Source organism: Vibrio gallaecicus (genome assembly GCF_024347495.1).
Classification (GTDB): domain Bacteria; phylum Pseudomonadota; class Gammaproteobacteria; order Enterobacterales; family Vibrionaceae; genus Vibrio; species Vibrio gallaecicus.
The window spans coordinates 1100927-1114669 of sequence record NZ_AP025491.1 but is presented as its reverse complement, the minus strand read 5'-3'; the positions used below and the strand labels follow the sequence as shown (position 1 = coordinate 1114669).

Sequence of the window (13743 nt, the reverse complement as noted above, 5' to 3'; positions counted from 1 at the left end):
GGTTAATAGTAAATTGCTTAAAGTTGAGTTGATGAATAGTTGAATTGCTTAATCGTCATGAGTAGATAAATAGATAAATAGATAAATAGATAAATAAATAGATATAAGCTGATTAACAGTTATGAATTGATTAAAGCAACTTGCCATTTCTATCGACTGCTCGAAGCATATTTTCATCGGGATCTTCTGTAATCGGTGCTTCATAAATCCAAGGTTGCATGCATTCTCTAGTTAAGAGACAAGGATCAGTTAAGGCTTCTAGAAAAGACTTTATTTTTGAAATTTCCTCATTGGAAAGCTCGACTGAAATTTGATGCTGTTCTTCAAACACTTTCCTAGCGTCTATTGAGTGTTGCGTAAATGTTTGGGCACTAGGGAAAAGATCAATACAACCCGAAAGAGATGAAAACTGTTCAAATTGACACCAGCGTGTTTCATTGAAGAAAAGGATGAATTCTTGATCAGGTTTTGCTGAATATCGAATTACTTCTTCCAACGTTGCAAAGTTGCCCGAATGACCATATGGGGCAGTATGTGCAATATTCAGTAGGCTAGGAGTTCTAAACTTGTACATGTCGGTAGTAACTCCCGTTACACGATAGCGACCATAGTCGTCAGTATTCCCCAGGGCGTCGGGTAGACCATCTCCTTTGCCGCGCCCAATTTGAGGAAACCCTAATGGGTAGAACTGTTCATCAGATAACAAAGCTCCATTATGGCAAGCACTGCAACCAGCTCCACCATCCTGTTTGTTGGTATAAAACAAAATTGCTCCCTGTTTTTGTTGCTTTGTCATTGCGTTTAGATCCCCATTTAAATACTGACGCCAAGGGTGTTCTAAAAAAATCATGGTGCGCTGAAAATCACTTAAAGCAGTTTGAATATGTCTAAAAGTAATCACTTCTTCAATTGGCTCTAAAGGCATATCAAAGGCGCTTCTGAATTCTTGCTCCCAGTGGCTAAAACTGAGTGGTAGATCCCCACCTTCCGGGGTATCTGCCAGCCTTTTTGCTAGGTGGAGCCGAAGTGCATCATTGGGTTCACCAGCTTTGAAGTTACCTCTCATTTCTTCTTGAGAAGTCACAGGAAAAGCAGCTTGAGCATGCAGAATATCGACATTAGCACTCTGATCTGGAGAACCATCAGGTGTATTTATAATTGGTGAACCTGTGGTGGTATCCACACCGTGTACTTCAACTCTCCCATCCCAAAATAATGCCTGTTTCCATAATGCGATGTTAAAAGTAGTTAAGGCTTGTCTAGGTACTAAAGGGGGAGTGTTTTGCTTTGTGGTTCTTCCTACGCCTAATAAATGAGGTTCAGTGGCATGTATGCCGATGGATAATGGGAGTTGGTCTCCGCCACCGAGCATTGGGTGATGGCAACTGACACACGCGCTGTCTTCTTCACCTCCTAGCGACATGGTGTAGAACAATTTTTTACCGAGCTGCACGACCGGGTTGCGAATATCTTTATGTACAACGTCATTAAGTGGGTCTGAATCTAAGTGCTGCTCTGCGATCAGTTCTTTTAATGTTATGTCACTCGGGCTTTCATGGAGGCAACCAAATATAAAAGATGTTGCAAAAATCAATACAGTGAACATAGTTAGGTATGAAGTCTTAAATACTATTTTCTTATTGCTCATGATACTTCCCTTCATGTTTTTGAATTTTAAAACTAACTCTTTGGTATTATTTTTTGTGGATTGAATTCTATGTTTAATATTTTATATTGATTGTGGGTATAAATAATCACCCGGAATGGGTGAGGAATAAACGAATGGAATGTTCATAATAAATACCAAGTTAATAAATGAATTAACTTTCAAATAGTAATAAATGATGAAGTTTAATTTAATAAGGAAATAATTATGAACGTCAGAACATTATCCATTCTAATCGCTGTTTCTCTTGGCTCATCTACTGTGTTTGCAACTACAACAGACTGGATGAGTGATACTGCACAAGGTGAAATTAATGCAGAAGTCATTAACCCATTAGTAGTAAGTCCGCCTGAAAATGGTAATAACGGTGCGTTAGGGCGTGTGAAAACCAATTCGGTATCGGTTGCTCAACTTGACTTTCTTATTAACGCAACAGATGGCTATACATTGGATTTAGTGGCATCTGTACAAGAAGATAACAGTAAGTGCCACGACCCAAAGGACATGGGCGTAAATGGTACCGTGAAGCTTGATACAAAAAACCCTACATTTGTCGTAGTCACAACTAACGATACATTCATTCAACCCGTGAAGTACACATATACCGCTCCAAGCGGTCCTAATGCAGCAGCAGTATGTATGGTTAATTTAGCCGCTAACTATCAGTAATGATTGTAGATTTATGGTGATGAGGGAGGTCGATTTGACTTTTCTCATCGCGTATAAGGAGATACTTTATGAACAAATTATGTATAGCAGCATTAGTGGCTAGTATTCCCTGGTGTGTTAGTGCTGCCGAAACTGAAGATGCGGATTGTGACGTTGGTGCTAATGTCATGAATCCAATCAAATTGGAGCAAAGCCAATTAGCAGATTTTGGGAAAATTCCTAGCTCTGAGCTCGAACGCTACGTCTTACTCACTCCTGATGGGAAGGTTAGAGAGGGGGCTGACGACAACCTTTTTCCAACGGTTTTAACTACAGTCGGATCTAAAGCGGGCAAATTTACATATTCTGGTACAGAGGGCTTTGCTGCCAGAATTACGAAAGGAGCCATTGCGTCATGTAACCAAGGTACTCATGGAGACTTGGCGGTTGTTGTACGTGAAATGATCGATGGCGAGAAGTATGTTCGATATGGGTTCCTAGATTGGAGACCTGAGTTTGACGGGGCCTCTGGAGAGTTTGAAGTGGGTGTCGTGATGGGCATTGACGCCGGATTCGTCGGGAAAATAGATTGTACATATGAGCTAGCCGCAACTTATTTATAATTGCGGTATTAATAAGAGGCTTTTAAAGCCTCTTATTTTTTATATAAAATACCGTCAAGGATGAAGTATGTCATATATTATAAGAATACTGTCACTTATTACTGTTTTTAATTTTTTTATATTTTCCGTTAATGCATCAGTGAGTTTAAGTGATTATAGAATAGAGTTTGAGCCCAGCCAAAGGTTACATCATCTCTATTTATTTAATTCATCTGATGAGGCGGTGACTTATCGATTAAATTTCGTTGATATGTCTATGACGGAAGATGGAAATTTAGAGCTCGTTGATGAAGGCGATATAACCAAAAATTCCGCGGCAAAGATGTTAAGGCTTTCACCTCGGCAAATAAAGATCGCAGCTAACGGAAGTCAAACGGTTAAAATTCTTGCAAGAAGAGTACGCCAATCAGATATTGGCGAATTTAGAAGCCATTTAGTGTTGACTGAAGTTCCAGACAAGAAAAGTAATGACATAAATACGGCTTTGAATTCAGATTTAGTAAAGAATAATGAAGTGGGTATTGGTCTCAAAATCACGACATCCATGTCTATCCCAGTATTTGTTCGGCTTTCTTCTTCAGCTGATACTGTTGTTGCCCTAAATCAATATACGATCCGTCAGGAAAAGCAAGGGTATGCTCTTAAAATGCAGCTGGATAGGTTTGGAGACACAAGTGTTTACAGCGATGTTGATATTTTGGCTGAGGCGAGTGAAGAACCAATAGCAAAACTTCGAAATATGGCTTTTTATTACCCAATGACTGAGCGCAGTATAACGCTAAAATTGAATGATTGGGATGGTAAAACACCTTTAAAGGTCGTGTTTAAGCGGCATAAAAGTGATGAGCTATTTTTTGAAGAGAACTTGATGTGGTCGTCTGCATATAATCATTAGAAACGGTTGGTGCATCATGGTTGCAGCACAAATTCCACGGATCTGGTCGACCTTAAGAAGGTGCCTTAGCCTCTGTCGTCATTCACTGAATGCATTAAATTCAGCGAACAAGCTTAACGTTTCGCACAAGCTTAATGTTTCGAATAAGCTTAATATAGCGGGTAAGATTAATACAGATAATAAACTCAATATAATCAATACTATTTCGGTTCGCCAATTAGTATTGATTCTTTTCATTATATTTTTCGCGGTTGATGTTAAAGGAAGTCAAAACGAGCTGATGGATGATGAACCGTTAATACTGGAACTAAAATTAGGCAGAGTAATACTCCATGATAGTTTTCTTGCCTTCTCAGCCAATGACTTGCTGTATGTTCCGTTAGGGGAAATCTCGGAGCGCCTTCGTTTTCCGATTGAAGTTGATCCTTTCGAAGGTGTAGCAACGGGCTGGTTTATGAAAGAGAGCCAGCGGTTTAAACTTGATTTAAAGGATCATACTGCATTCGTTGGATCTACTAACTACACCATTGAAGCTACCGATTATAGACATGAGTTTGATGATTTATATATAAGCTCTCGATTATTGCAGCAGTGGTTTCCCATTATCTTCGAATTAGAGGTGTCGGAGCTAACCCTGCATATTAGTTCGACAGAGGCTTTACCCATTGAACAACAAATCGCACGGGATAAACGCGCAAAAGATTTAAACCGTTCAGGTTACGAGCAACAAGCTTACCCACTCATTGACTTTGACTACCAATGGTTATCATTCCCTTTAGTTGATGTCAGCCTGAGCTCGAGTATTGATTCCAATCGTGAGTGGCAATCAGACTACAGTGTACTTACGACAGGCGACTTAGCTAAGTTGACCAGTGAGCTTTATCTCGCAGGTTCTCTTTCAGAACCTAGCATCACCAGCAGTCGATGGTCTTTAGGGCGTATCGACCCCGTAGATACTGGAATTCTAGGCACCACGGAATTTCAAATTGGTGATGTATTTACCCCAAATATCGATCACTTAACAAGTAGCTCGTCAGGTCGAGGAGTTTACCTTTCAAACCGAGAATTGGGTCGAGCGAGTGAATTTGATCGCACAACTTTACGAGGTATGTTGATCAATGGTTGGGAGGTTGAACTGTATGTAAATAATCAGTTGATTGCTATGCAGTCGTCGCGTGATAGAAATGATGGTTTATATGAATTTGAAGATGTTGAACTGGTGTTCGGAACCAATGCCATTAAATTGGTGTTTTATGGACCAGAAGGTCAAATAGAAGAACGATATGAGTCAGTCTACATTGGTGATGCTCAGCTGAGCCCGGGAAAGTGGGGCTATGAGTTTGGTGTTAACCAGTTAGATGTTCCAGTTATAGATTTAACCACGACGGATTATGTCGCGAGTGATGGTGAAGGTGAATACCAGCTTGGAGCGAAGCTGAGTTATGGAGCTACGCGAGACGTCACGCTTAACATGAATACTGCTTCTGTGTTTGATAACAGCCGTCGGCAGCAACTGTTTAGTATCGGTGCTAATTGGGCCTTTTGGGGAATGTTTAATGATTTTAATATTCTTGTCGACGATGGTAGCAACCCAGCATTTAACTGGCAGTTACAAACCCAAGTTCTCTCGACTAATATAAATTTCAAACATCTAGAGTTAAGAGGTTTTGATTCACCTTCACATGAACAAGGTGATAATGCCGTTGTGCGTGAATCTGAAATACGATTAGACGATAGATTTGGGTTTTTAGGCTTAAGTCTTGCGACCACAAGGGAGGAAGTAGAAGAGAAAGTTGGTGTTGGCGGGCGAACCGATCAATACAGTTTTAGCCAGCGAATTTCTTTATCTACTTCTTTCGTACAAATAACCAATGAGCTTGATTATTCTCTTTATTATTCGCGTGAAAAAAATTTGGATGGTGGCTTAGCATTTAGTAAGCGTATTACGGATTGGTCTCTGAGATCTGGTCTTGATTATGAGCTGATTCCTAAGCATCAACTAACTAGTGCATCTCTCAGTGCAAGTAGACGCACTGAGTGGGGCTATTACTTAGGTTTCGGTCTTGATTATGATATGGATTCGAATTTGACGGATTATGAGTTAACGGTGAGTAAAGTGTTCGAGAATATTGATATGAGTCTGAATCTTAGCGCTGACAGTGAAGGGGAGTACGAGGTTGGTCTCGCGATGTCATTCGGATTAGGTTATTCAACGGCTTCGAGCAAACTGTATATGAGAGCGGATAGCTTAGCGAGCAGTGGCGCGCTGGAGCTAAGAGCGTTTAGTGACACCAATGGTAATGGAGTCTTCGATCAAGAAGAGCAGGAGATCAAGGGGCTGCAATTGACTTCTGGTCAAACATTACAAAATGGTCATACGTTAATTTCTGGGTTAAGTAATATTCGCTCAAGAGATATTGTGATAGATGAAACGAGCCTTTCTGATCCATACTTAGTCCCCAACATTGCGGGTGCAAGCGTTCTTGGGCGTTCAGGGGTTTTCGAAACATTCGATTACCCTATTATTGCGACGGGGGAAGTGGATGGTGATACCTATTTATTGAAAGATGGCGAATACACACAAGTGGGGGGGGTTGTCATGCAACTAATTAATCAGCAAGGTATCGTGATTAAAGAGAGTGTGTCGGAGTATGACGGTTTCTTTTTGATGGACAAAATACCTTTAGGGACATATTTATTACGCGTCTCACCAGAGCAGCTTTCGAAGTTGAAGTTAAAACCGGTTTTGCCAGTCCCGGTTTTGCTGACCAATAGTGGTGATTTTGTTGGTCCTGTGCGTATTGAGCTAATTACTATATAAGATCTAATATCCATAAACTCTAATCTTCTTCAGTAAGCATGCTAATTAACGCATAACGAGAGTGGCAGTTGGTTTTATCCATAATGTTTTTTATATGCGTTTTAACAGTATTTAGGCTAATGAACATTTTTGAAGCAATTTGTTTGTTTGTAAAACCAGATAGTAAGTGTTTCATCACTACTCTTTCTTTGCTGGTTAAGCTGCATTTAGCCGAAAAGTATCGTACTAAATCACCATTTGGGTGTCCTTCAAGAGTATGAAGAATGAACCCATCTAAGACTTTTCTTGGGTACCATAAGCCCCCATCTAGAACGGTATTTACCGCTTTATTGATTATCTGATAATCATCATCGATAGAGATAACACCGCGCCAGCCGTCAGCAATTTTTTTAAAGGCTAGATCCAAACTCATGTCTTTATTATCTATAAGGAGACGGTTGTTATAGTTGTGATATCCATTTTTATTATGATTTAGAAAAAAATGTTGCTGGCTAGTATCGACAATATGAATACCACGCTGATGGCATTGCTTCCTTTGGTCGTTATATGTGAATAGAGGTTGTTTGAATGTGAGTGAGAGCGTATTCGTGAGGGTTCTGAATTGAGCCTCATTTTTGCACACAAGGTTGAATGATACCGTAACAAGAGAATCCATTTTCCGTTACCTTCTTCTATTTATTGCCATATATTTGATAAGTTACCGTTATTTGAGCCTTTCTGAATACTTGTCACCCAAATGGGGTGTGTATCAGGTGTTGGCGCATAAAAATTAAAAGCTGTAACGGTAGGTTTTCTAAGTCCTCGTATTTTTAAGATGTAAAAATGGATACTAATTCCATTTATGTAAGGTACATCAAGTTTCATTTGATATTGATATTTAGAATGGACTAATAATTAAGCCTATAAATGACCATGTTCATTTACAGTGCGGCATTCTGCTGTGTGGATAATGTTAGTCATACTTATTATAATAATTGAGGATGTATGAATCGTTTATCAATGAAATTGAAATTTTTACTCGCATCGCTTGTGCCCATGGTTCTCGTGATAACTGTTGCTATGTCTATAGTCCTTAACCTTCAATTGAAATCAGTTGAAGCAGAAGTCAGTCACTACCAAGAGACGTTGACAAAGGAAAGACAAAACAACATTAAAGATGCTGCTACTGTCGCTCAAGCTGTGATTGAAGAGATTGTCAGCCGATTAGGTACTGGTGATGAAGCTAGAATTGCGGCTAGACATGCACTAAAAAAAGCGCGTTTTTCTGCTGGTGGCAGTGGTTATTTCTTCATGTTTGATGGAGAAGGTACCTATATTGTCCATAGTTTGAAGCCAAAAGCCGAAGGCACATCTGGACTGGGGCTCGTAGATCCAAATGGCGTGAAAATTACCCAAGGTTTGAGATCAAAAGCTAAACAAGGTGGCGGCTTTATTGAATACGTATATGACAAACCAGGAGCAAGTACTCCACAACCTAAAATTGCGTATTCAGCACCAATATCGGGTAGCTCATGGTTTTTAGGAACAGGTCTATATACGGATGACATTATTCGTGCGACAGAAGAATATCGCTATGCGGCGAATGAGCGGATGCGCACGCAAATGCAGTTTGTACTACTAAGCTCAATTGCGATTCTGTTGATTGTGGCTGCAGTGATGACATATGTGGCGAATAAGGTTACGGCACCTATTCGTAAAATGCTGTCTACCTTTGAAGACATTGCCAGTGGAGAGGGTGACTTAACGCACCGAATTAACGCTCAAGGTGAAGATGAAATTGCCCAACTTGGTCAAGCATTCGATAAGTTCATTAGTAAGTTGCATGGCATTATGTCACAGGTGACTGAGTCAACGGGGCATGTGACTCAGGCGGCGAATACTATTAACCAGCAAACTGAAAACCTAAAAGTTCAGTTACAAACACACAACCACGAAACTGAGCAAGTAGTGACTGCAGTAACGGAAATGAGCTCGACAGCGCATGAAGTGGCTCAAAGTGCCAATCAAGTTTCTACCGCTACGAATGACGCTAATAAAGATGCTCAACAAGCTCAAGAGCGCGTAACCATTTCTATCGGTTCTATTACGTCTTTAGAAGATAACATTGAAAAAACAAGCTCACACATGGGCTCTTTGCATGAGCAATCGAAGAAAATTGATGGTGTTCTGAAAGTGATCGGCGATATTGCTGAACAAACGAACTTACTAGCGTTAAATGCAGCTATTGAAGCAGCGCGAGCTGGTGAGCAAGGGCGTGGCTTTGCAGTGGTTGCCGATGAAGTTCGCAGCTTGGCAAGCCGAACACAAGGCAGTACGCATGAAATAAAAACCATGTTAGATGAGTTGCATCAACTTGTTGAGCAAGCTGTTCAATCGATGAGTGACAGCCAAACCACTTGTGGAAAGGTAGTCAGTTCTTCTTCGGATATTACTGCTGGGTTAGATGCCGTAGGTTCAGCGGTTGAATCAATCAATAGTATGACAGATCACATTGCCACTGCTGCGACTGAACAAAGCTCTGTAACCGAAGAAATAAACCGCAATCTTGTCGCTATTCGTGACATTGTTTCTTCTTTACTCGAAGCAAGCCATGATTCCAGTAATGTGGTCGATGAATTATCGACAGCTGGGTCTAATCTACAGAACTTGGTAGACCAATTTAAGCTATAAGATACTCGATGTGATAAACAAGCCTCTGATCATGAAAGTGATCAGAGGCTTTTTAATTGGAGATGTCTCGTTATAAATAAAGACTCTAGCTATTCAGTTTATTGCAATAACAACAAAAACTCTGCGATGGCGACAAAGCCGAGTAACAAGGCGAGTAACTTCCAAAACTGCAGTGGCTGGCGGTTAATGAACGGGCTGTTTTTTTGTTTTTCAACCAGTGCAGAGTTGGGTGAATAGATATCTTCAACAAACTCACTCAATATTTGATACCGAGAGTTAGGGCTAGGGTGACAAGCCTTTTCTAAGGTTAAGTCTAACCAAGTTGGAAGATGAGAATGTTTGTTTATAAAGGGGATATAGTGCCATTCTTGATGGCGAGCCTTTGCAAGCGACTGAGTGTCCATTTCTTTGTATGGCAATTCTGCTGTCAGCATTTCGTAGCAAATCACGCTGACTGAAAACAAATCGGATTGAATACTGGCTTCGCCAGAGTTTAGGTATTCTGGTGCTATGTAGTTCGCCGCTCCCAAAGGGATTTTTTTTGAATGGTTTCCACTCACTGCATCTTTAAGTTCTAATTCTTGAAGGCTTTTGACTAAAACGGCACCTAAGTCGATCAGTTTTATCTCTCCATTTGGTAATAACATGATGTTCTCAGGCTTTAAATCACGGTGAACCATATCCGCTCGCTGTAAAACACGCACCGCACTGATTACATCACGAATTATTCTTCTTATCTCATCAAGCTTGGCTGCTGTGCGCGGCACAGATTGGTTATCAAACATCCATTGTCTTAGTGTGATGCCCTGAATCGGCTCACATAGCTGATACAAAAATTTAGAGTGGGCTGGGCATGGATACACTTTCATTATTTTGCTGTTATCTAGTTGAGTGCCCGCCCATTGCTCGTTACAAAAACTGGTGATCGTATCTTGATCTTCACTGTAATGAAGAGAGGGGGTTTTGAAGATGTATTCTTTTTGAGTCTCAATCTCAGTGACTTGATAGACATGGCTGCGCGCACCAGCATGGATGATTTTTGTTACTTTAAACCCATCAATGGTATTACCGATTTTTAAAGCTGGTGGGATAACTCGGGTTCGTAAATTTTCCTGAAATTCAAGGTGTGAAGGCTTAGGTAAATGGGAAACTTCTACCAATAAGCTGGTAATGTTGTCTTTACTATTCTGCGCTAGAGCTTTGTGGCAAAGAGATTGAGCTGTGCTTTCAAAGTGGTCTGCACTCAGTGTGGTTAATGGCTGTGTGGCTAATGATTGTGTAGTTACTTGAGTCGTTGATGAATCTAGGTTTTGTTGGTATTTAGCAGAGGCGCTAGCTTCTTGATTACCATTTAAAGATGAGTTCTTCATCTTATTCAATTCGGTAAGAATCTCAGCCTCTAGTAAATAATCGTGAACGCCATCTGTAGTGAGTAGAAAGATATCACCTTGCTGTAACGGTATGGCTTGATAATCAATATCGAGTTTATTATCCATACCAAGAGCACGAGTGAGAAAGTGATTATCACCAAAGCTTTTTCGCTGGTGATCTCTTGTGAGTAAAGTCAGCGTATGACTTCGCTTTTGGTCACTATTCTCCGTATTGGTATTATTTTTTGTAGAAGATTGATTTATAAACGATTGGTTGGTCGAGGATTGCTCTTGAGGAGCTCTATATCGATAAATTCGGCTATCACCTACATGGAAGATATGAGCCGTATTGGATTTGAAGATTACGGCGCTAAATGTCGTCACTAAGCTGTTATGCGATAAGCTTTGTTTGTCACTTGAGTTGAAAAGCCAAGAGTTGAGTGCGGTAAGCACCTTTTGAGCGGATTTTTTGACTGTCCAACTATTGGGAGTGGCGTAGTAATCCGTGACAAACTGCATCACGCTTGTGTGGCTTGCCTGTTGACCTTGAGAACTGCAACTGACTCCGTCAGCAATACAGGCGATGCTGCCTTTTAGTTCACGTTCAGCAGTTAGTTTGGGGTGCTTAACAATGAGAGCGTCTTGGTTTTCATCCCTTCTACCTTGTAAAGAACACCCACCGTAACGCAGCTCTAATTGATTGCTGGTTTGGCTGGTGTTTAGATCTTGTTCTGGATTTTTAAAAGCTTGATCCATGTCTTCTCTTTCCCTTGATTGCTCCTTCCCTTGGTTGAAGAGTAGAAGCAAGAACAAAAGCTCAGACTGATATTTAGAGTAGGTAGGTGATCGAATACCTGTAAATCTAAGTAACAGCAGAGCTTTTGAACGGCAGCCATTCATAATGATTCACTAATAACACTTCGATGCATTAACGTTTCTTAGAATAGTTGCCCCCGATTTAGTTATTGATTGACGCGCACGTTCATTAGTGAGAAACATCAATTAATGTCACGCTACCATCATCGTTCACTTCTGCTATTTTGCCATTTGGTTCTTCCATAAAGATTAGGGTTGCAAAGCCAATCACAGCCGTACCAGCAATAACTAAGAAGAACGTTTGGTATGAAACAAATGAAAGAACGGTAAGGTAAACCACAGCACCTACGTTTCCGTAAGCCCCCGTCATACCAGCAATCTGACCTGTCATACGACGTTTAATCAGAGGTACTGTCGCAAATACCGCACCTTCACCCGCTTGAACAAAGAAAGAACAACCCATAGCAGTAGCTACTGCTAACCATAAAGGCCAATCACTGCCTACTTGTCCCATTAGGAAGTAACCTACGGCTAGACCGGCAGTAAGGATTAATAGTGTTGGTTTACGACCGAATCTATCTGAAATCCAACCGCCGCCAGGTCTAGACATTAAGTTCATAAATGCATAGGCAGAAGCCACCATACCAGCCATCACTGGGGTTAATTCAAACGTTTCCGAGAAGAACAATGGCAGCATTGAAATAACCGCAAGTTCAGAACCAAATGTTGCAAAGTACAATACATTTAACACGGCAACTTGCTTGAACTTGTACTGGTGCATTTCAGGCACTTCTTCTTTAAATACCTTCTTGTTTACCTTCCATACTTGTGAGACTTCATAAGCATAAAGGGCAATAAGTGTGGCATACACGGCATTGACCATGACGTCAGTGATCATGTTGATGCCAGAAGGTGAGAGTTTCCAAGCCAATAGCGCTAAAGCGGCATACATTGGGATCTTCATTATCAGTAGGAAGAAGAAGTCACCTTTAGATGTCACTTCCATTGCGGTCACTTGACTCGGTTTAAAGTAAGTCGCGCCTTTAGGGGTGTCAGTGACATTTTTATAGAAGATAACCGCGAAAACTAAACTCATTAAGCCGGTAAGACCAACGGCATAGCGCCAGCCTTCTTCACCACCAAACATCAGTGCAAGAGTCGGTAGTGTAAAGGCTGCTGCTGCTGAACCAAAGTTACCCCAACCGCCGTAAATGCCTTCAGCAGTACCCAGTTCATTATGTGGGAACCATTCAGAAACCAAACGGATACCAACAACAAAACCTGCGCCAATGAAACCAAGTAGGAAACGGGCAATAGCGGCTTGAATGAAGGAATCTGCAAATGCAAACATGAAACATGGTATGGAACAGACCGCGAGCAGGGTGGAGTACACCAGTCTTGGTCCATATTTATCGGTGAGCATACCCACCACGACACGCGCAGGAATGGTTAGCGCAACGTTTAAAATGAGTAGCGTTTTTATTTGTTCAGTACTTAAGCCTAAAGTGGTTTTAACCATTTGCAAAAGTGGGGCAAAGTTAAACCAAACAACAAACGTGATAAAAAAAGCCATCCAACTGAGGTGTAAAACCTTCATCTTCCCAGTAAATGACAGCAGCGAAAACTTTGTATTATCCATGTAATAAATCCTTTATATATGGAGTGAAAGTGGCTTTTATCGGTCGGGTTACGTTTACCATTAACCTATAATTTCTAATAAAAGCACTTTCATTTAAACAATCGTTAGTAAGCGAATTTTGCGTTTAAGAAGAACGCGAATAAATTTGAATCCAGTATTTAAAATCGTGTTTATCAAACTAAAATTGTGTTTACCAAATTTAGTCTGACTGGGCGCGTTAAGCCGCAGGTGATAACACTTGTACTTGCTTTCCTTGTCTTCGAATTTCAAATTTATGCAGTTGGTGGCTTGGTTCTTCTAAGCATTCCCCTGTTTCTAAATGAAAGTGTTGCTTATATAAAGGCGATGCAACATAAGGTTCACCGCTGAGCGAGCCGATGATACCACGCGACATGACATTGGCTTTACCAATCGGGTCGTAATTAGATAAAGCGTAGAGTTTGTCGTTGCGTTTACAATAAAATATAGCAACTTGGTTATCTTCTACTTTGGCGCAAATTCCGGCATTGGGAGTTAAATCATCTGCGCTACAGACTGTTAGCCAATTTCCCATGGCGTTCTCCTTGTCTCATGAGTTTAAAATTGTTTTTAGATG

The 13743-nt window shown here is 40.7% G+C and carries 10 protein-coding genes; 5 read left to right on the top strand and 5 right to left on the bottom strand.

Going from position 1 to position 13743, the window contains the following annotated elements; all coding sequences use genetic code 11:
• Positions 1-130: 130 nt before the first annotated feature.
• Complete coding sequence (locus OCU78_RS19890) at positions 131-1648, bottom strand: cytochrome-c peroxidase (protein ID WP_167494042.1); 1518 nt, start codon at positions 1646-1648, stop codon at positions 131-133.
• Between the two features lie 225 nt (positions 1649-1873).
• Between OCU78_RS19890 and OCU78_RS19885 the strand changes: the two genes are divergently transcribed.
• The 4 genes from OCU78_RS19885 to OCU78_RS19870 all read left to right on the top strand — a co-directional run bounded on the left by OCU78_RS19885 (position 1874) and on the right by OCU78_RS19870 (position 6653).
• The gene (locus tag OCU78_RS19885; RefSeq protein WP_137373833.1) at positions 1874-2335 is read left to right on the top strand and encodes a hypothetical protein; all 462 of its coding nucleotides are present in this window, start codon (positions 1874-1876) and stop codon (positions 2333-2335) included.
• 68 nt (positions 2336-2403) lie between these two features.
• The gene (locus OCU78_RS19880) at positions 2404-2937 is read left to right on the top strand and encodes a hypothetical protein (RefSeq protein WP_137373834.1); all 534 of its coding nucleotides are present in this window, start codon (positions 2404-2406) and stop codon (positions 2935-2937) included.
• Positions 2938-3004: 67 nt separating this feature from the next.
• Positions 3005-3832, top strand: a complete 828-nt coding sequence (locus OCU78_RS19875; RefSeq protein WP_137373835.1) for a fimbrial biogenesis chaperone — start codon at positions 3005-3007, stop codon at positions 3830-3832.
• 16 nt (positions 3833-3848) lie between these two features.
• The gene (locus OCU78_RS19870) at positions 3849-6653 is read left to right on the top strand and encodes a TonB-dependent receptor (protein WP_137373836.1); all 2805 of its coding nucleotides are present in this window, start codon (positions 3849-3851) and stop codon (positions 6651-6653) included.
• Positions 6654-6672: 19 nt separating this feature from the next.
• Here OCU78_RS19870 and OCU78_RS19865 read toward each other — a convergent pair whose 3' ends face one another.
• Positions 6673-7308 (bottom strand): helix-turn-helix transcriptional regulator, encoded by a 636-nt coding sequence (locus OCU78_RS19865; protein WP_137373837.1) that lies wholly within the window; start codon positions 7306-7308, stop codon positions 6673-6675.
• A gap of 329 nt (positions 7309-7637) precedes the next feature.
• Between OCU78_RS19865 and OCU78_RS19860 the strand changes: the two genes are divergently transcribed.
• Positions 7638-9323 (top strand): methyl-accepting chemotaxis protein, encoded by a 1686-nt coding sequence (locus tag OCU78_RS19860; RefSeq protein WP_137373838.1) that lies wholly within the window; start codon positions 7638-7640, stop codon positions 9321-9323.
• 98 nt (positions 9324-9421) lie between these two features.
• Here OCU78_RS19860 and OCU78_RS19855 read toward each other — a convergent pair whose 3' ends face one another.
• The 3 genes from OCU78_RS19855 to nirD form a co-directional block, all read right to left on the bottom strand.
• On the bottom strand, positions 9422-11449 hold the full coding sequence (locus OCU78_RS19855; RefSeq protein WP_137373839.1) for a bifunctional protein-serine/threonine kinase/phosphatase: 2028 nt from the start codon (positions 11447-11449) through the stop codon (positions 9422-9424).
• A 229-nt stretch (positions 11450-11678) separates the two neighbouring features.
• The gene (locus OCU78_RS19850) at positions 11679-13148 is read right to left on the bottom strand and encodes a NarK family nitrate/nitrite MFS transporter (RefSeq protein WP_137373840.1); all 1470 of its coding nucleotides are present in this window, start codon (positions 13146-13148) and stop codon (positions 11679-11681) included.
• Between the two features lie 217 nt (positions 13149-13365).
• The gene (gene nirD, locus OCU78_RS19845; protein ID WP_137373841.1) at positions 13366-13701 is read right to left on the bottom strand and encodes a nitrite reductase small subunit NirD; all 336 of its coding nucleotides are present in this window, start codon (positions 13699-13701) and stop codon (positions 13366-13368) included.
• Between the last annotated feature and the right edge of the window lie 42 nt (positions 13702-13743).